Here is an 18518-nt window from a genome sequence, read left to right as displayed (position 1 = left end):
CAAAGCTGTCAATGCCATCTAGTCAGAGCCGCATGCGGCATGCGAACGGAACCGCGAATGAATTCCATCACTTCGACAACACTCGAAGGCCGGCTGCAGCCCCTAATGGAAACCGCAGGCATCCCGGGCGTGTCGATGGCCGTGCTGCGCCACGGAAAAGTAGACGCGCTGGCCGCCCTCGGGGTCAGGAACACGCTCGACAACGCACCCGTCAACATTCAGACCGTGTTCCAGGCCGCGTCGCTCACCAAGCCGATCGTGGCCTACGCCGCACTGCAGCTGGTGGACGCCGGCGAACTGACGCTAGACGGATCGCTGGCGCACTTCGTTCCGACGGTGCTGCCTGGCGATGCTGCATTCGCGGCCATTACCGCGCGTCATCTGCTGACGCACACCTGCGGCCTACCCAACCTGAGAGCGAAGAACCAGCCACTGCAAGTCCACTTCCGGCCCGGCGAGTGGTTCAGCTATTCCAGCGTCGGCTTCAACTACCTTCAATCCGTCATGACGGCGATCACTGGTGAGCCGCTCGAGGCAACGATACGGCAACTGGTGTTCGATCCGCTGGGCATGCAGTCGTCGAGCCTCGAACAGTCGGCCGGCTTCCAGGACAACCTCGCTGCCCCGCACGAAGGCGAAGCACCCGTGGACGTGCCGCGCTACCCAGCCAGCGCCTCTTTTTCGCTGCACACGACGGCGGCAGACTACGGCGCCTTTCTCGGCGCAGTGCTGCGCGGCGAGCGGCTGAAGGAAGCCACCCACTGCGCATGGCTGACCTGCCATGCGCATGTACCCAAGGAGAGCGCGGAGCGCCTGCGCGGCCAGCCCACGGAAACCGAACTGGATCCCGAGGTAGGTTGGGGCCTCGGCTGGGGGCTGGAGCCGAACCACGGCACCTTCTTCCAATGGGGGAAGATGGATGGCACCCGTGCGTTCGCCATGGGCAGCATGGCAGAGCAGTCGGCCGTCGTACTGCTCGCCAACAGCAACAAGGGGCTGCGGTTGATGCGCGAGGCCGCGGCATGCGCCCTGCCCGGCGCGCATCCCGCCATTCGATGGCTCAACGCATGCGTGTCCGAATGAATGGCTGCCAGGCGATGCGCTCGCCCCAGGTTCACAACCGCTCGACGATGGTCACATTGGCCATCCCGCCGCCTTCGCACATCGTCTGCAGGCCATAGCGCTTGCCGCGCTGGCCCAGCGCATGGACCAGCGTGGTCATCAGCTTGGTGCCCGACGCGCCGAGCGGATGGCCCAGCGCGATCGCGCCGCCGTTCACGTTCAGCCGGGCCGGGTCGGCGTCCAGCACCTGTAGCCAGGCCAGCGGTACCGGCGCGAAGGCCTCGTTTACCTCGTAGAGATCGATGTCGTCGATCTTCATGCCCGCCTTCTTCAGCGCGCGCTGCGTGGCGGGCAGCGGCGCCTCCAGCATGATGACCGGGTCGTGGCCCATCACGCTCATGTGGTGCACGCGCGCCAGCGGCTCCACGCCCAGCGTCTTCAGGCCGCGCTCGTTCACCACCATCAGGCCGCTCGCGCCATCGCAGATCTGGCTGGCGGTGGCCGCCGTGCAGCGCCCGCCTTCGGCGATGAGCTTGACGGCCGCGATGCTCTCCAGCGTGGCGTCGTAGCGGATGCCTTCGTCGGTGGTGTGCTGCTCGCCGGTTTCGGAACCGTCGGCCATGCGCACCGCCACGGGCACGATCTCGCGCTCGAAGTGGCCGGCCCGGGTGGCGGCGATGGCGCGCCGGTGGCTTTCGAGAGCATAGCGGTCGAGCTCGTCTTTCTCGATGCCGTAGTTCCTGGCGATCATCTCGGCGCCGGTGAACTGGCTGAACTGGACGTCGGGGTAGCGCTTCTGCATCGAAGGGCTCACGTAGAAGCCCAGGCCGTTCTTCAGCGGCAGCGTGGTGGGCAGGCCCATCGGCACGCGCGTCATGCTTTCCACGCCGGCGGCGATGACGATGTCCATGCTGCCCGACATCACGGCCTGCGCCGCGAAATGCAGCGCCTGCTGCGACGAGCCGCACTGCCGGTCGACCGAGGTGGCCGGCACCGACTCGGGCAAACGCGAGGCCAGCACCGCGTTGCGCGCGATGTTCGATGCCTGCTCGCCGGCCTGGCCGACGCAGCCCATGATGACGTCCTCGACCAGCGCGGGGTCGGCACCGGTGCGCGCCACCAGGGCGTCGAGCACCTGCGCGGCGAGGTCGGCCGGGTGCCAGCCGGCAAGGCGGCCGTTGCGCCGGCCTCCGGCGATGCGGGCGGCGGCGACGATGAATGCTTCGGGCATGGGGTTCTCCTGTGTTCGCAAGCTGGTTCGGGTCAGCGCGGCGCCATGCGAATGGCCCCATCGAGCCGCACGCTCTCGCCGTTGAAATAGCCGTTGGTGATCATCAGCTCCGCCAGCGTGGCGTACTCCGCCGGCTTGCCCAGCCGCTTGGGGAACGGCACCGATGCCGCCAGCGCGGCCTTCACGTTGTCGGGTGCGCCCTGCAGCAGCGGCGTGTCGAAGATGCCCGGCAGGATGGTGTTCACGCGGATGCCCTCGCCCATCAAGTCGCGCGCGATGGGCAGCGTCATGCCGACGATGCCGGCCTTCGATGCGGTGTAGGCGGCCTGTCCCATCTGCCCGTCCTGCGCAGCCACCGAGGCGGTGTTGACGATGGCACCGCGCTCGCCGTCTTCCAGCATGTCGAGCGTGAGCATGCCGGCCGCCGACTTGGCGATGCAGCGAAAGGTGCCGACGAGGTTGATCTGAATGATGCGGTCGAAGTTCGCGAGCGGAAAGTGCTTGATCTCGCCCGTCGTCTTGTCGCGGCTCGCGGTCTTCACCGCATTGCCGGTGCCGGCGCAGTTGACGAGCACGCGCTCCTGGCCATGCGCCGCGCGCGCCCTGGCGAACGCTGCATCGACCTGCTCTTCGGAGGTGACGTCGACCTTGCAGAACACGCCGCCCAGTTCCTTCGCCAGGGCCTCGCCCTGTTCGGCGTTGAGGTCGAACAGCGCGACCTTCACGCCATGGCCGGCAAGGCGGCGCGCTGTGGCGGCGCCGAGGCCCGAGGCACCGCCGGTGACAACGGCGCCAATGCTGGAATCGAGTTGCATCTCTGGGTGTCCTTGAGGTGTCTTTGCGGGTTTGTCCCCCGCCAGTTTAGGAAGCAGAATCGACCGCACACATCGTCGGAAACGACGGGATTTCGCCTCCGCATGCAGTCCCCCACACCCCGGATTCTCGAAACCAAGCTCAACCCACCGGCCTTCGTCGCCACGCAGGTGCCGCGCACGGCCATCGGCGAGGAGATCGCTGCGGCGGCCGTGAAGCTGGTGCTCGTGCGGGCGCCGGCCGGCTTCGGCAAGACGACGGCCATGGCGCAGATCCGCGAGCGCAGGGAGGCGCAGGGCGTGGCCACGGCATGGCTCACGCTGGACCGCGCCGACAACGACGTCTCGCGCTTTCTCCACTGCCTGGCCGAAGCCGTGCAGCGCATGGGCGTGGAAGAGCCGCGCGCCAACGCGCCCTTCGATGCGGTGGCCACACTGGCCGCGCACGACTCGCCTTTCACGCTGTTCCTCGACGACTTCGAAAGGGTGCAGGAGCCGGCGGTGCTGGGCGTGGTGCGCGAGATCGTCGAGCACCTGCCGCGCGGCGGGCAGATCGTGATCGGCTCGCGCAGCCTGCCCGACCTGGGCCTGGGGCGGCTGCGCGCGCGCGGCCAGCTGATGGAGATCGACACCGACCGCCTGCGCTTCAGCCTCGAGGAGACCAGCGCCTTCTTCGGGCTGCGCCAGTTGCATGCGGCCCAGGTGCTGCCGGCCGAGATGCTGTCGCAGCTGCACCGCAAGACCGAAGGCTGGGTGGCCGCGATCTGGCTCGCGTCGATGGCGCTGCAGCGGCATGGCACCGGGACCGGTTTTGTCGAACGCTTCTCGGGCTCGGACCGCGCCGTGGCCGACTACCTGGCCGAAGACGTGCTCGCGCACCAGCCGAAGGACATCCGCGACTTCTTGCTGCGCACCAGCATCCTGCGGCAGCTCGATGCATCGGTGTGCCAGGCGCTGTGCCCGCGCGTGGACTGTGCAGCCATCCTCGAACGGCTGGCCGCGTCGAACCTGTTCCTCACGCCCGTGAGCGGCGACGGCGGTGCGTGGCGCTATCACAGCCTGTTTGCCGACTTCCTGCGCGCGCAGCTGGCGCGCGAACTGCCTGGCGAGCTGGAGCGCCTGCACCTCGCGGCCTCGGGCTGGTACGAGTCGCACGACCGCCCCGTGCCCGCCATCGACCACGCGATCGAAGGCGGCGACCATCCGTATGCGCTGACCCTGCTCGACAGCTACGCGACGCAGTTCCTGGAGCAGGGCCGCATGCGCATGCTGGCACGCTGGTTCTCCGCCATTCCCGAACACCAGCTGCGCGAGCATCCGTTCCTGCAGCCCATCTCGCTGTGGGCCACCTGCTTCACGCACGGCCCGTGGGACGCGATGCGCCAGCTCGAAAAGTCGGGCTGCCTCGACAGCCCCATCGCCGAGGTGCGTGCAAGCGCCCACACGCTGGTGCCCCTGCTGCTGGCGATGCAGGACCGCCACGACGAGGCCTACGAGGCCGGCCGCCAGAGCCTGGCGCGCCTGCCCACCGGCCTGGCCTTCGCCGACAGCGTGCTGCTCAACGCCATGGCCCACATCCTGGCCGTGCGCGGCGACCCGCACGAGGCGCGGCGCCTGCTCGACGCGGCGCGGCGCGAGCAGGGCAACAGCACCTTCAACCGCATGTACACCGAGTCGCTGGCCGGGCTGTTCGACCTGCAGGAAGGCCGCTTGCGGCAGGCCACCGCGCGGCTGCGCATGGCGGTCGATTCGACGCATGCGGTGTCGTACAACCACAGCCACGGCAATGCGTGGGCGGGCGTGCTCTACGCGGGCGCCGTGTACGAAACCAACCAGCTGGTGCAGGCCGAGCATTTGCTGAACGTGTACCTGCCGCTGGCGCGCGACGTGGGCCTGCCGGACCACATGATCCTGAGCCACGTGATGCGCTCGCGGCTCGCGTTCCATGCGGGCGACATCGACGCCGCGTTCCAGGCGCTGACCGAGCTCGAATACCTGGGCCACCACCGGCAGCTGCCGCGCGTGGTGGCGGGCGCGAAGCTGGAGCGCTCGCGCATGCTGCTTCTGCAGGGCAACGGTCCCGCATCGCGCGACGAACTGCTGCGCGCCGACGACCCCGCGCTGTGGGACAGCGAGCGGCGGCAGCGCCTGCCTGCGCACGACCTCGACTACCTCGCGCTGGCAAAGGCCCGCTGGGAAATCGTCTTCGGCGATGCGCGCGCGGCACTGGGCGCGCTCGACGCCGAGCTGCATGCGGCGCTGGCCTCGGCCCGCAACCGGCGCGCGCTCAAGCTCAGGGTGCTGCGCGCGCTGGCGCTGCAACGCATCGGCGACGCGGCCGCCGCGATCGAGCAGATCGGCGGGGTGCTGCAGGCGGCGAGCCAGGAAGGATTCATGCGGCTGATCCTCGATGAAGGCCCGGTGGTGGGCACGCTGTTGCACCGTTATGCGGCGGCCATGCAGGAGGGCACGCGCGGCAGCAGCGATCCGATACTCGCCGATCACCTGCAGCGGCTGCTGCAAGCGGCCGGGCCGGCCGGCAGTGGCGAGGTGGAAACACCCGCGGCCGATGCGATGAAGGAGCCGCTGACCCGCAAGGAGATCCGCGTGCTGCAGTTGCTGGCCGAGGGGTACTCGAACAACGCGATGGCGGAAAAGCTGTTCGTGTCGGACAGCACGGTGCGCACGCACCTGCGCAACATCAACATGAAGCTGGATGTGAAGAGCCGAACGCAGGCGGTGGCGATTGCGCGCAAGCTCGGGGTGATCCGCTAGGCGGACTCTGCCCGTGCGTCGCGGCCGTTTTGCAGGGCCGGCAACCTTGTCCAGGATGACTCACTCCGGCGCCCCTCGATTACTACTGATTCCGGTGATTCCCCGGCCATTGGCCAATCCCTAGGATTCCTCCAGAGGTCAGAGTCTTCCAACTGCCGCGACAGCAGGCAACAGATAGCGAGTAAGGGAGCGGCGAAAGCCGGAGCCACCATGCCCAAAGGAACCCCGAATCCTGCCGCCATGTACGGCATCTATCGCCGTGCCTGGGGCTTCGAGGTGTCGATCGTGCGCAACGGCACGCGCTACTACAAGCAGTTCGGCCGCGCCAGCTACGGCAGCGAGGAACAGGCGCTGCTGCAGGCGCAGGACTGGCGCGACGGCATCGTGCGCAGCGTGCCGCCGGTGCCGCGGCGCACCCGGGCCGAGAAGCTGCGGATCAACAACACCACCGGCGTGTCCGGCGTCTTCTGCCAGGTCGCCCCGGACGGCAGGGTGCGGGCCTGGGTCGCCAAGACCTACATCGGGCACGACGAGATCCTGCGCACCGACTTTCCGGTGAACGCGGTGGGTGAGGCCGCGCAGGAGTTGGCCGTCGAGGAGCGGACACGGCAACTGGAACGCATGGCCGGGCTGGCCAGGCTGCATCCGGCCGAGGAAACGATCCGCAAGAGCCCGCCGGCCTTTCCCGCCGGGCTGCTGTCGCCCAAGCGCTCGAAGTCCGAGATCAAGCGCAGCACCAATTCCAGCGGCGTGAGCGGCGTGCACTTCAAGGCGCCCAACCCCGGCCACCCGGGCTACTGGCTCGCCATCACGTACACCATGGGCAAGGGCAGCGTGAGCAAGGCTTTCTCCATCAAGGAGCACGGCCCCGAGAAGGCCAAGCTGCTGGCCATCGAGGAGCGCGAGCGCCAACTCGAGCAGAAGCTGATGCCTGACACCGGCACGCTCGCCCCTTCCCTTCGGCGGGAAGCCAGCCGGCACGGCCAGGCCGCCGTCGAGGCGAGGCCGCAGCGGTGAGGCCCTTTTTCTGCATTTTTCGGTGCATGACTGCCTCCGCGGAGTTGTCATTGCGCTTCGGCCAAAATAGCTGCGAAATGCGTGCGCCAACGAGCGGCAGGCAACTCGGGGAGTCCATCGGAATCAGCACCGCTGAGAGCAGCATCACGTCGAGAATGCCCAAAGGAATCCCCAATCCGGCAGCCATGTACGGCATTTACTCCAGGCCCTGGGGTTTCGAAGTTTCCATCGTACGCAACGGTGTTCGCCACCACAGGCTGTTCGGCAAGGCCAGCTATGGCGGCGCGGAGCAGGCGCTGCTCCATGCGCAGGACTGGCGCGACTTCATCGTGCGCAACGTGCCGCCACAGGCGCGCCGCGTGCGGGCCGAGAAGCGCCGCGCCAACAACAGCACCGGCGTGCCAGGCGTGTTCCACCACCTGGCACCGGGCGGCCGGGTGCGGGCGTGGATGGCCAAGACCTACATCGCACCGGACGAAATCCTTCGCACCGACTTCCCCGTCGCGGAGTTGGGCGACGCCGCGCAGGCGCTGGCGGTCCAGGAGCGCGCGCAGCAGCTCAAGCGCATGACGGGGCTGGCGCGCATACACCCGGCCGAGGAGGCGATCCGCATGGGGCTGTCGGCCCATGCGCCCGGGCCGCGCACGGCCAAGCGCTCGAAGTCGGAGATCACCCGGCGCAACAACACCAGCGGCGTGAGCGGTGTCCACTTCAAGACGCCCAAGCCGAACCATCCCGGCTACTGGCTGGCCATCACCTACACCACGGGCAAGGGCAGCGTGAGCAAGGCGTTCTCGGTGAAGGTGCACGGCACCGACGTGGCCAAGAGCCTGGCCATCGCCGAGCGGGAGCGCCAGCTCGCCGACAAGCAGCGCACCGAGGAAGCCGCGGCGACTGCGGCCTCGCAGCGCACGGCCTCCGGCGCGAAACGGGCCGGCGGATGAGAGTCCTGCAAGAAAACGGCTGCGCGGAAGCGGCGAAGACCGGTGGCAGCCGCATGCACGGAGCGGCCCGCCCATGAAATACAAGCAGCTTCACCGCTTGCTGCGCGTGGCCTCGCACCTGCTGGATCAGGCCGCGGCGGATGTGCGGACGACCGATCTCGGTCCCGTGGACGAGAACATCCAGCGCATCGGCCGCGCGCTGATCGAGGTGATCGAGGTACAGCGGAAGATCTACACCGCGCAGCCCGAGCTGCAGCCCGGGTCGCTGGCCGCTTCGCCGCGCGAAAACGATGCCAACCGGCTCTTCACCCAGTTCACGCTGGAAGCGCTGGAGCTGGAAGACGCGGGCCATCCCGATGCGGCGCGCGAGAAGTACACGCAGTTCATCGGCCTCTCGCCGTCGTACCACCACCGCGAAATTGCGCGGGCGGAGATCCGACGGCTGTCCTGAACGCACTGCTCACAGCGCCCTCGAAATCACCTCCTTCATGATCTCGTTGGTGCCGCCGTAGATGCGCTGCACCCGCGCGTCGGCGTACATGCGCGCCACCATGTACTCGTTCATGAAGCCGTAGCCGCCGAACAGCTGCAGGCACTCGTCGACCACGCGGCCTTGCGCCTCCGAGCCCCAGAGCTTGGCCATCGAGGCGGTGGCGGTGTCGAGCCTGCCGGCCACGAGGTCTTCCACGCAGCGATCGATGAAGGCGCGGCCCACCTTGATCTGCGTGGCGATCTCGGCCAGCTTGAATCGGGTGTTCTGGAATTCGGCGATCGGCTTGCCGAAGGCCTTGCGATCGCGCACGTAGTCCAGCGTGGCCTGGTAGGCGCCTTCCATGGTGGCCAGCGCGCTCAGGCCGATGATGGTGCGCTCATAGGGCAGGTCGCTCATGAGCTGGAAGAAGCCCTGACCCTCAACGCCGCCGAGCAGCGCGTCGGCGCCCACGCGCACGTCGTCGAAGAAGAGCTCGGAGGTGTCCTGCGCCTTCATGCCGATCTTGTCGAGCACGCGGCCCACGCGGAAGCCCTTGCAACCCTCGGTCTCGACGATGAGGATCGAGGTGCCCTTGGCGCCCTGCGTCGGGTCGGTCTTGCACACCACCAGCACCACGCCGGCCAGGAAGCCGTTGGTGATGAAGGTCTTGGAGCCGTTGACGACATAGCCGCCGTCCTTCTTCTCGGCGCGCGTGCGCACGCCCTGCAGGTCGGAGCCTGCGCCGGGTTCGGTCATGGCGATGGCGCCGACCAGCTCGCCGCGCGCCATGCGCGGCAGGTAGCTGCGCTTCTGCGCCTCGGTGCCGTGGTTGAGGAAGTAGTGCGCCACGATGCTGTGCACCGAGCTGGCCATGCCGGTGAGCGCGCGGCGCGACATCTCCTCGTAGAACACGGCTTCATGGCGAAAGTCGCCGCCGGCGCCGCCGTATTGCTCGGGAATGTCCGCGCACAGCAGGCCGAGCGCGCCGGCCTTGCGCCAGACCTCGTGGCCCACGTGGCCGCGCCTGCGGGCTTCCTCGTCGTGCGGGAGCACTTCGGTTTCGATGAAGCGCACCACGTTGTCGCGGTACAGCTCCAGGTCTTCATCGCTCCAGGAGCGGCGGAAATCGATGGCCATGTCGCCTTTCTTCGTTTGTCGTCGGCTTGCTTCGTCAGGAAGCGCACAGCGGTGCGATGGCGTGGGCCGCCACGCCCCAGCGGCGCAGCACGGTCTCGCCGTCGTCGCGCGCGGCGGCCGGAGGCACGACCGGCGCGGTGCGGCTGAAACGCGGCGCGGGCGCGGGCTGCACCACGCCGCCCACGTTGGCGAAGGTGCCGCGCGCCACGTTGTGCGGATGTTCTGGGGCCTCGTCCCAATCGAGCACGGGCGCGAAGCAGGCGTCGCTGCCCTCGAGCAGCACGCACCACTCGTCGCGCGTGCGGGTGCGGAACAGGTCGGCCATGCGCAGCTTGAGCAGCGGCCAGCGGTCGGCGTCCATCTGCGCGTCGAAGGCGGGGTCGTCGGCGATGCCGCAGCGCTCGCGCAGGAGCGCGTAGAACTGCGGCTCGATGGCGCCCACGGCCACGTACCTGCCGTCGGCGCAGGCGTAGGTGTCGTAGAAATGCGCGCCGCCGTCGAGCATGTTCTCGCCGCGCTGGTTGCTCCACCGGCCGGCCGACTTGAGGCCGTACATCATGGCCGACAGCAGCGCCGCGCCATCGGCCATGGCGGCATCGACCACCTGCCCTTGCCCCGACTGCTTCGCCTCGTGCAGCGCGGCGAGGATGCCGAAGGCCAGCAGCATCGCGCCGCCGCCGAAGTCGCCCACGTAGTTGAGCGGCGGCACGGGCGGCTCGCCCGCGCGGCCGATGGCATGCAGTGCGCCGCTGATGGCGATGTAGTTGATGTCGTGCCCCGCGGCATGCGCCAGCGGGCCGTGCTGGCCCCAGCCGGTCATGCGGCCGTAGACCAGGCGCGGATTGCGCGCATGGCAGGGCGCGGGGCCGAGGCCCAGCCGCTCCATGACGCCGGGGCGGAAGCCTTCGATGAGCACGTCGGCCTTCTCGACGGCATCGAGCACGGATTGCGCCGCGCCTTCCGCGCGCAGGTCGGTCTGCAGCGTGCTGCGGCCGCGCGCGAGGATGTCATGCGCATCGGGCTGCGTGCCCGGGCGGGCGATGCGGATCACCTCCGCGCCCATGTCGGCGAACAGCATCGCGCAGAACGGGCCGGGGCCGATGCCCGCCATCTCGATGACCCGCAACCCCTGCAGTGGACCCGCCATGCCTCGTCTCCTTCGGCTCCGCGTGGAACGCCTGCCGTGTGGAGCCATCTTGGCGCCCAGGCGCCCCGCAGGCATCGTCGGAAGCGACGAATGCGCACGCGATGAGCCGCGCTTCGCGCCAATCACTAGCGCAGACTTTTGTTTTCATTTACTCGGGATAGTCCGATATCCCGCCGCGCCGGCAGATGTTTCAATTCGTACGGGAGTCGTTCCGGGCGTCACAGAAAAAGTGCGCCACCTTCGAAGGAAGCAACCTTGAGCTCTGTCATTCCCGGCTTCTCGCACGCCAGCGTCGAACGGCTGTGCGACTACGAACTGCCCGAACCACCGACCCCTGCGCTGCGGGAAGCGGCGGAACCTCCTGGGCCCGAGAACCTCGCCCTGGCCTGGTGGCTGTGGATGGACGAACTGGGCAAGAGCATGTTCAGGCACTACGACACCTGGCGCGACCAGCTCGGCCGTACGGCGGACGGCCCGGCCCGCAAGGGCTGAGCGCGTCGTTCAGGTCGCGACGGGTTCGCGCTGCGGCACGGCCTTCGCCGGCACGGGCATGTGCTTTGCCCAGTCGATGATTTCCAGCGTGCCGTCGGCATGCTCGGCCAGCGCGGTCAGGCTCTCGACCCAGTCGCCGTCGTTGCAGTAGAGGATGCCGTCGATGTCGCGCATCTCGGCGTGGTGGATGTGGCCGCAGACCACGCCCTGCGCGCCGCGCTTGCGGGCTTCGCGGGCCACGGCCATTTCGAAGTCGCCCACGTAGCTCACCGCGCGCTTGACCTTGCCCTTGAGGTACTTCGAAAGCGACCAGTACGGCAACCCCATGCGTGCGCGCAGCGAGTTGAGGTGGCGGTTGAGCTTGAGCGTGAATTCGTAGAGCGAATCGCCCACGTAGGCGAGCCACTTGGCGCACTGGATCACGCCGTCGAACAGGTCGCCGTGGATGATCCACAGCTTGCGACCGTCGGCGGTTTCATGAATCCATTCATCGGCCACGTCGATGCCGCCGAAGTTGTGGTGCAGGTACTTGCGCGCGAACTCGTCGTGGTTGCCCGGAATGAAGATCACGCGCGTGCCCTTGCGCGCCTTGCGCAGCAGCTTCTGGATCACGTCGTTGTGCGCCTGCGGCCAGTACCAGTGCCGCTTGAGCTGCCAGCCGTCGATGATGTCGCCGACCAGGAACAGGGTTTCGCACTCGGTGTGCTTCAGGAAGTCGAGCAGCGCACGCGCCTGGCAGCCGGGCGTGCCCAGGTGCAGGTCGGAGATCCACAGGGTGCGGAATTGCAGGGGTGGACGAGCGCGATCGTCGTCCTCCGGGTCGAGGGCCCGGGTCGCGGTGTCGCGCCATGCGCGAAGGAAAGCGTCGTCGCGTTGCATGGACGGGTAGGCTCCCACCACCGCGTGACCGCATGACGGCACTGCCGTGACATTCCGGTGACGCGCGGCCAGGCATTGGCTTCGCATTTCTCCCTCCCCCGGAACGGGAAGGAGCAAGACCCACTCAATCCACGCAGCGCTGGACTTCGACCGTCGAGTGGCGGATTTCCTCGTGCATCGAGAAGCAGGCGCGCACCTCGTCGGCCGTCAGCGTGGGCGAATGCGTCACCACCGTCAGCGCGCAGGCATACGCGTCGCGCCCCACGCGCCACACATGCAGGTCGGCCACGCGCGTCTTCGAACCGGCCAGCATCGTCTCGACGCCTTCGCGGATTTCTCCGGTGACGGGGTGGTCCATCTCGCGGTCGAGAAGCACCTTGCCGGTTTGCTTCAGCAGCCCCTTGGCCCAGACCGCCACCAGCACCGCGCCGACGATGCCCATCGCCGGGTCGAGCCAGGCCCAGCCGTAGAACCAGCCGCCGAGCAGCGCCGCGATGGCCAGCACCGAGGTGGCGGCGTCGGCGACGACGTGCAGGTAGGCAGAGCGCAGGTTCAGATCGTGGCCGTGATCGCCGTGTGCATGGTCGTGGTCGTGCCCATGTCCGTGGTCGTGGTCGTGGTCGTGCCCGTGATGATGGTGGTGATGCGCCCCGCCCAGCAGCCGCGCGCAGACCAGGTTGACCACCAGCCCCAGCACTGCCACCGAAATGGCTTCGGGGTAGAGGATCGCCGAAGGCGACCACAGCCGCTCCAGCGAGCCGGCCACCATCAGCACCGCGATGCCCAGCAGCACCAGCGCGCTCGCGAAGCCGCCGAGCACCTCGATCTTCCAGGTGCCGAAGGCGAAACGCGGGTCGCGCGCATAACGGCGTGCTGCCGCATACGCGAACGCGCTCAGCCCGATGGCCAGCGCATGCGAACTCATGTGCCAGCCGTCGGCCAGCAGCGCCATCGAATTGAACCACCAGCCGGCGCCGATCTCGACCATCATCATTGCGGCGGTGATCCACATCACGAGGCGCGTGCTGCGCTCGGCCGAAGAGGTGTCGGCGCCGAAATGATGATCGTGCTGCCAGGCGCTCAGGTCATGGGTGTGCATAAGGTTCAAGCTCCGAAAAGATCGGGCCCCTCGGCGCGGCCCGAAGGCGGCGCCACGCCCAGGTGCCGGTACGCCGCCAGCGTGGCGATGCGCCCGCGCGGCGTGCGCTGCAGGTAGCCCTGCTGGATGAGGTAGGGCTCGATCACGTCCTCGATGGTGTCGCGCTCCTCGCCGATGCTGGCCGCGACGTTGTCGAGCCCCACCGGGCCGCCGTCGAAGCGATGGATCACGGCTTCGAGCAGCTTGCGGTCCATCAGGTCGAAGCCCTGCGGGTCGACGTCGAGCATGGCGAGCGCCCTGTGCGCGATGTCTTCGGTGATGCGGCCATTGCCCTTCACGTCGGCGTAGTCGCGCACGCGGCGCAGCAGGCGGTTGGCGATGCGGGGCGTGCCGCGCGAGCGGCGGGCGATCTCGAAGCCGCCGGCCGTGTCGGTCTCGACCTTGAGCAGGCCCGCGCTGCGATGCACGATCAGCGCCAGCTCTTCGGGCGTGTAGAACTCCAGCCGCGCGACGATACCGAAGCGATCGCGCAGCGGGTTGGTCAGCATGCCGGCGCGGGTGGTGGCGCCCACCAGGGTGAAGGGCTGCAGGTCGAGCTTGATGCTGCGCGCGGCCGGCCCCTCGCCGATCATGATGTCGATCTGGTAGTCCTCCAGCGCGGGGTACAGGATTTCCTCGACGACCGGGCTCAGGCGGTGGATCTCGTCGATGAAGAGCACGTCGTTCGGCTCAAGGTTGGTCAGCAGCGCGGCCAGGTCCTTGGGCTTCTCGAGCACGGGGCCGGAGGTCTGGCGCAGGTTCACGCCGAGCTCGGCCGCGATGATGTGCGACAGCGTGGTCTTGCCCAGGCCCGGGGGGCCGAACAGCAGCACGTGGTCGAGCGCCTCTTTGCGCTTGCGCGCGGCGCCGATGAAGATCTCGAGCTGCTCGCGCACCTTGGCCTGGCCGACGTACTCGTCGAGCAGCTTCGGTCGAAGGGCCCGTTCGATCGCCTCTTCGTTGGGCGAAGCGGGGGCAGCGGACACCACGCGTTGGGGGGCGGGCGCGAAGTCGTCGGTCTGGATGGTCATTGCGAGGAGGTTCTTCGACGGCGAGTTTAGTGCCTGCCACACTGGCAGAATGCTCCGGCCGTGTATCCGGCCATATAACAAACGAGGAGAAGCCAGCACGTGTCGATCTACGAACTGAAGCCGCGTTTCCAGGCCCTGTTGCGGCCGCTGGTGGTCCGCCTGCATGCGATGGGCGTCACCGCCAACCAGGTCACGATGGCGGCATGCGTGGTGTCGGTCGCGCTCGGGCTCCGGCTCTTCTTCGCGGCGCCTTCTCTGCGCGCCTTCGCGCTCATTCCGCTGTGGATGTTCCTGCGCATGGCCTTCAACGCCATCGACGGCATGCTGGCGCGCGAGCACAACCAGCAAAGCAGGCTGGGCGCCTTTCTCAATGAACTGACCGACGTGGTCTCCGACGCAGCGCTCTACCTGCCCTTTGCGCTGGTGGCGCCGTTCAGCCCGTTCTGGGTCGGCGCGGTGATCGTGCTGGCCGGGCTGAGCGAATTCGCCGGCGCGCTGGGCCCCACGGTAGGCGCCTCGCGCCGCTACGACGGCCCGCTGGGCAAGAGCGACCGGGCCTTCGTGTTCGGCGCGCTCGGCCTGTACGTGGCGCTGGGCTGGCCGCTACCGGGCTGGACGGCCTGGCTGATGCCGCTGCTGGCCGCGCTGGTGGCCTGGACCACCGTCAACCGCATCCGCCGCGCGCTGGCCGAAGCCGACGCGGCCGGCCGCCACTGAACAAGACAAGATCCAAGGATCACAGGGATTCAATGAACGACACCACTCCACGCCTTGCCGCCGAGCATCACTTCCAGACGCACGACGGCGAATCGCTCTTCTACCGCCACTGGCCGGCCACCGGCGCCACGCGGCGCGGCGCCATCGCGCTGTTCCACCGGGGCCATGAGCACGGTGCACGCATGGCGCATCTGGTCGACGAGCTGGAGCTGCCCGACTTCGACTTCTTCGCCTGGGACGCGCGCGGCCACGGCCGCTCGCCCGGGCAGCGCGGCTACAGCCCCAGCTTCGGCACCTCGGTGCGCGACGTGCAGACCTTCGTGCAGCACATCGGCAGCGCGCACGGCGTGCCCGAGCAGGACATCCACGTCGTCGCGCAGAGCGTGGGCGCGGTGCTGATCGCCACCTGGGCGCACGACTACGCACCCAAGGTGCGCGGTCTCACGCTCGCCTCGCCGGCCTTCAAGGTGAAGCTGTATGTGCCGTTCGCGCGCGCCGGGCTCGGGCTGATGCACAAGCTGCGCGGCCTGTTCTTCGTCAACAGCTACGTGAAGGCGAAGTTCCTCACGCACGACCCCGAACGCATCGCAAGCTACGAGAGCGACCCGCTGATCTCCCGACCCATCGCGGTCAACATCCTGCTGGGCCTGTACGAGGCGGCCGACCGCGTGGTGACCGACGCCAATGCGATCACGCTGCCGGTGCAGCTGCTGATCTCGGGCGCCGACTGGGTGGTGCACCACAAGCCGCAACACCAGTTCTTCGAGCGCCTGGGCAGCGCGGTGAAAACCAAGACCGAGCTGCCGGGCTTCTTCCACGACACGCTGGGCGAGAAAGACCGGGCGCCGGCGGTGGCCTCGATCCGCGAATTCATCCTGCAGCGCTTCGACGAGCCGGCCGTGCCGGTCGACCGCCGCGAGGCGCACCTGAGCGGCGACACGGCCGACGAATCGCGCGCACTGGCCGAGCCGCTGTCGCCCCTGTCGCCGCGCGGCGCCTACTGGGCGATGACCCGCGCCGGGCTGAAGCTGGGCGGCACGATGTCCGAAGGCATCAAGCTGGGCCACGCCACTGGCTTCGACTCCGGCAGCACGCTCGACTACGTGTACCGCAACCACCCGCAGGGCAGCTCGGCCATCGGCCGCTCCATCGACAACACCTACCTGAACTCCATCGGCTGGCGCGGCATCCGCCAGCGCAAGATCCATGTCGAGGAGCTGATCCGCGTCGCCATGGAGCGCCTGGCCGAAATGCACCGCGAGGTGCGCGTGATGGACATCGCCGCAGGCCATGGCCGCTACGTGCTCGATGCGGTGCTCGCAAGCCCCGTGAAGGCCAGCTCGATCCTGCTGCGCGACTACAGCGACATCAACGTGCGCGACGGCCGCGCACTCATCGCCGAGAAGGGCCTGGAAGACGTCGCGCAGTTCGTGCAGGCCGACGCCTTCGACCGCATGAGCCTCGCCACCGTGGCGCCGCGCCCCACGCTGGCCGTGGTGTCGGGCCTGTACGAGCTGTTCCCCGACAACGAGATGGTGCGCCGCTCGCTCGCGGGCGTGGGTGATGCGGTGGAAGACCGCGGCTATCTCGTCTACACCGGTCAGCCCTGGCACCCGCAGCTCGAGATGATCGCGCGCGCCCTCACCAGCCACCGCCAGGGCGAAGCCTGGGTGATGCGCCGCCGCACGCAGCACGAGATGGACCAGCTGGTGGAGGAAGCGGGCTTCCGCAAGATCGACCAGCGGGTCGACGAGTGGGGCATCTTCACCGTGTCGCTGGCGGTGCGCGTCGCGCAATGACCGCCTCTGCGGCACGACGGCCCTGGAAGCGCGCGGCCGCATGGCTGGTGTTCTTGGGGCCGCTGTTCTATGCGACCTACGGCCTCGCCAACTGGTGGGCCACCACGCGCGCCAACGTTCCGTCGATGGCTTTCGAGTGGGAGCGGCAGTTGCCTTTCTGGCCGTGGACGATCTTCCCGTACTGGACGATCAACGTCTTCTACGCGCTGTCGCTGTTCCTCGCGCGCAGCCGGCACACGCTGGACCGGCATGCGCTGCGGTTGGTGACGGCCACGCTCATCGCCTGCAGCTGCTTCATCGTCTGGCCGCTGCACTTCAGCTTCGGGCAGCCGCCGGTCGAGGGGGCACCAGCCTTCCTGTTCAATGCGCTGCGCGGCTTCGACCAGCCGTTCAACCAGGCGCCCTCGCTGCACATCGCGCTGGCGGTCATCCTGTGGGACTGGTACCGCCAGTTCATTCGGCCCCTGTGGGCGCGGCTGGTGCTGCACCTGTGGGCCTTCGCCATCTGCGCCTCGGTGCTCACGACGTGGCAGCACCACTTCATCGACATTCCGACCGGCGCGCTGCTCGGCCAGTTCTGCGTGTGGCTGTGGCCGCTGGAGCGCGTGGTGTCGATGCCGCGCGCATGGTGCTGCACGCGGGACGCCCAGCGCTGGAAGCTGGCGGGGTTCTACGCGGCCGGCGCGGCGCTGCTCCTGGCTGCCGCGCTGCGTGGCGGCGGCGTCGCGCTGTGGCTCGCATGGCCGGCCGCATCGCTCGCGCTGGTGGCGCTGAACTACGCCGGCTTCGGCGCCCGCGGCTTTCAAATGGACGGCCATGGCCGCATGGCCTGGGCAGCGCGCTGGATGCTGGCGCCCTACCGGCTCGGCGCCGCCGTCAACGCCTGGCTCTGGACGCGCAGGCTGCCTGCCTCGGTCGAGGTGGTGCCCGGCCTGCGGCTCGGCCGCCGCCCGACGCACGCCGAATGGCTGGCCGCCGGGCAGCCCCGGCTGGTGAGCCTGTGCGCCGAGTTGCAGATGCCGGCCGTCGTGCCGCATGCGCGCTGCGTGCCGCTGCTCGACCTGACAGTGCCGCCCACCGTGCGCCTGCAGCGCGCGGCGGCCGTCATCGAAGGCCAGCGGCGCAGCGCGGATGGTGCGACAGTGTGGGTCTGCTGCGCGCTCGGCTTCTCGCGCAGCGCGGCCGCGGCGATCGCCTGGCTGGGCCGCTACGGCGCGGCCGGCGGTGCTGCCCAGGCCGAGGACGCGGTGCGCCGCGCACGGCCGCAGATCGTGCTGCGAGGTGCGTGGCGCCTGTCGCTGGAGCCCTTCAAGCCTTTGCCGGAGGTGCCGCCCCATGACCGATGACAACGAACGAACCACCTGCGCCGCGCTGGCGGGCCTGCTGCGCGCCATCGCGCTGCTGGCCCTCTGGGGCTTCGCGCTCACCTGCATCTCGGCGCTGGTGCTCGCGCTGACGCTGCGCTCGCTCTCGACCACAGCCACCATGGGCTTCGGCGCGGTCGTGATCCTCGGCGCGCTGGAGCGCTACTTCGCGTTCCGGTTGCGCTTCGACGAGGCCCTGTTCGACGGCCTCGCGCGCGGCACCGTCGCCTCGCTCGATGCGCTCGATCGCGCGCTCTCGGCCCTCGGGCTGCGCGAGCCGCCGCCGTCGCAGCACGCCCCCCGCCCGCTCGACGACCGCGTGCAGGGCACCCGCCAGCTCATGCAGCGCCACGCCATCGTGGTGGCCTGCCAGAGCGCCCTGTTCCTACTTGCCTTGATGACACAGGACTTGTCATGATTCTCCCCCAGGCTTGCCCACTGCGTGTGGCCTCCTCCCCCCTCGCCGGGGGCCGCACCGGCGGCCCGGCGAAGCCGGTTCCG

The 18518-nt window shown here is 68.8% G+C and carries 17 protein-coding genes; 10 read left to right on the top strand and 7 right to left on the bottom strand.

Annotated elements, in window-relative coordinates; all coding sequences use genetic code 11:
- Nucleotides 1-57 precede the first annotated feature (57 nt).
- Nucleotides 58-1083, top strand: coding sequence for a serine hydrolase domain-containing protein (locus AC1DFC_RS13540; protein WP_478179398.1), 1026 nt, complete (start codon nucleotides 58-60; stop codon nucleotides 1081-1083).
- A 31-nt stretch (nucleotides 1084-1114) separates the two neighbouring features.
- On the opposite strand, the gene AC1DFC_RS13535 is transcribed toward AC1DFC_RS13540, so the two are convergent.
- Nucleotides 1115-2293, bottom strand: a complete 1179-nt coding sequence (locus AC1DFC_RS13535) for an acetyl-CoA C-acetyltransferase (protein ID WP_478179397.1) — start codon at nucleotides 2291-2293, stop codon at nucleotides 1115-1117.
- Between the two features lie 32 nt (nucleotides 2294-2325).
- Nucleotides 2326-3108 carry an SDR family NAD(P)-dependent oxidoreductase gene (locus tag AC1DFC_RS13530; RefSeq protein WP_007828886.1) on the bottom strand — a complete coding sequence of 261 codons (783 nt, stop codon included), beginning with the start codon at nucleotides 3106-3108 and terminating at the stop codon, nucleotides 2326-2328.
- A 102-nt stretch (nucleotides 3109-3210) separates the two neighbouring features.
- On the opposite strand from AC1DFC_RS13530, the gene AC1DFC_RS13525 reads away from it, so the two are divergent.
- From AC1DFC_RS13525 to AC1DFC_RS13510, 4 genes are all read left to right on the top strand, one after another.
- Complete coding sequence (locus AC1DFC_RS13525) at nucleotides 3211-5880, top strand: winged helix-turn-helix domain-containing protein (protein ID WP_478179396.1); 2670 nt, start codon at nucleotides 3211-3213, stop codon at nucleotides 5878-5880.
- Nucleotides 5881-6090: 210 nt separating this feature from the next.
- On the top strand, nucleotides 6091-6897 hold the full coding sequence (locus AC1DFC_RS13520) for an AP2 domain-containing protein (RefSeq protein ID WP_413332486.1): 807 nt from the start codon (nucleotides 6091-6093) through the stop codon (nucleotides 6895-6897).
- Nucleotides 6898-7052: 155 nt separating this feature from the next.
- The gene (locus AC1DFC_RS13515) at nucleotides 7053-7841 is read left to right on the top strand and encodes an AP2 domain-containing protein (RefSeq protein ID WP_413314837.1); all 789 of its coding nucleotides are present in this window, start codon (nucleotides 7053-7055) and stop codon (nucleotides 7839-7841) included.
- Nucleotides 7842-7914: 73 nt separating this feature from the next.
- A complete protein-coding gene (locus AC1DFC_RS13510) occupies nucleotides 7915-8292 on the top strand; it encodes a hypothetical protein (protein ID WP_056595518.1) in 378 nt (125 codons plus the stop codon).
- A gap of 9 nt (nucleotides 8293-8301) precedes the next feature.
- Here AC1DFC_RS13510 and AC1DFC_RS13505 read toward each other — a convergent pair whose 3' ends face one another.
- Both AC1DFC_RS13505 and AC1DFC_RS13500 read right to left on the bottom strand, forming a co-directional pair.
- Nucleotides 8302-9450: an acyl-CoA dehydrogenase family protein gene (locus tag AC1DFC_RS13505; RefSeq protein ID WP_413332488.1), complete on the bottom strand. Its 1149-nt coding sequence runs from the start codon at nucleotides 9448-9450 to the stop codon at nucleotides 8302-8304.
- A 34-nt stretch (nucleotides 9451-9484) separates the two neighbouring features.
- Nucleotides 9485-10597 carry a CaiB/BaiF CoA transferase family protein gene (locus tag AC1DFC_RS13500; protein ID WP_413332490.1) on the bottom strand — a complete coding sequence of 371 codons (1113 nt, stop codon included), beginning with the start codon at nucleotides 10595-10597 and terminating at the stop codon, nucleotides 9485-9487.
- A 255-nt stretch (nucleotides 10598-10852) separates the two neighbouring features.
- Between AC1DFC_RS13500 and AC1DFC_RS13495 the strand changes: the two genes are divergently transcribed.
- Nucleotides 10853-11089, top strand: coding sequence for a hypothetical protein (locus tag AC1DFC_RS13495; protein WP_413332492.1), 237 nt, complete (start codon nucleotides 10853-10855; stop codon nucleotides 11087-11089).
- Between the two features lie 9 nt (nucleotides 11090-11098).
- Here AC1DFC_RS13495 and AC1DFC_RS13490 read toward each other — a convergent pair whose 3' ends face one another.
- The 3 genes from AC1DFC_RS13490 to ruvB all read right to left on the bottom strand — a co-directional run bounded on the left by AC1DFC_RS13490 (nucleotide 11099) and on the right by ruvB (nucleotide 14137).
- Nucleotides 11099-11968 (bottom strand): UDP-2,3-diacylglucosamine diphosphatase, encoded by an 870-nt coding sequence (locus tag AC1DFC_RS13490; RefSeq protein WP_413314841.1) that lies wholly within the window; start codon nucleotides 11966-11968, stop codon nucleotides 11099-11101.
- Nucleotides 11969-12092: 124 nt separating this feature from the next.
- The gene (gene dmeF, locus AC1DFC_RS13485; protein WP_478179395.1) at nucleotides 12093-13067 is read right to left on the bottom strand and encodes a CDF family Co(II)/Ni(II) efflux transporter DmeF; all 975 of its coding nucleotides are present in this window, start codon (nucleotides 13065-13067) and stop codon (nucleotides 12093-12095) included.
- Between the two features lie 5 nt (nucleotides 13068-13072).
- Complete coding sequence (gene ruvB, locus AC1DFC_RS13480) at nucleotides 13073-14137, bottom strand: Holliday junction branch migration DNA helicase RuvB (protein ID WP_478179394.1); 1065 nt, start codon at nucleotides 14135-14137, stop codon at nucleotides 13073-13075.
- A gap of 99 nt (nucleotides 14138-14236) precedes the next feature.
- On the opposite strand from ruvB, the gene AC1DFC_RS13475 reads away from it, so the two are divergent.
- The 4 genes from AC1DFC_RS13475 to AC1DFC_RS13460 are packed head-to-tail and all read left to right on the top strand — an operon-like array spanning nucleotide 14237 to nucleotide 18435.
- The gene (locus tag AC1DFC_RS13475; RefSeq protein WP_478179393.1) at nucleotides 14237-14854 is read left to right on the top strand and encodes a CDP-alcohol phosphatidyltransferase family protein; all 618 of its coding nucleotides are present in this window, start codon (nucleotides 14237-14239) and stop codon (nucleotides 14852-14854) included.
- 32 nt (nucleotides 14855-14886) lie between these two features.
- Nucleotides 14887-16653, top strand: a complete 1767-nt coding sequence (locus AC1DFC_RS13470; protein WP_007827983.1) for a bifunctional alpha/beta hydrolase/class I SAM-dependent methyltransferase — start codon at nucleotides 14887-14889, stop codon at nucleotides 16651-16653.
- A complete protein-coding gene (locus AC1DFC_RS13465) occupies nucleotides 16650-17999 on the top strand; it encodes a phosphatase PAP2/dual specificity phosphatase family protein (RefSeq protein ID WP_478179392.1) in 1350 nt (449 codons plus the stop codon). The genes AC1DFC_RS13470 and AC1DFC_RS13465 overlap by 4 nt, the downstream gene beginning before the upstream one ends.
- Entirely contained in the window at nucleotides 17989-18435 is a 447-nt protein-coding gene (locus tag AC1DFC_RS13460; protein ID WP_413314847.1) for a hypothetical protein, read from the top strand. Before AC1DFC_RS13465 ends, AC1DFC_RS13460 begins: the two co-directional genes overlap by 11 nt.
- The last annotated feature ends 83 nt before the right edge of the window (nucleotides 18436-18518 follow it).

The organism is Variovorax sp. 10L421, from assembly GCF_056395365.1.
The sequence above is the reverse complement of the archived record's forward strand: the minus strand, read 5'-3'. Positions and strand labels throughout refer to the sequence as shown.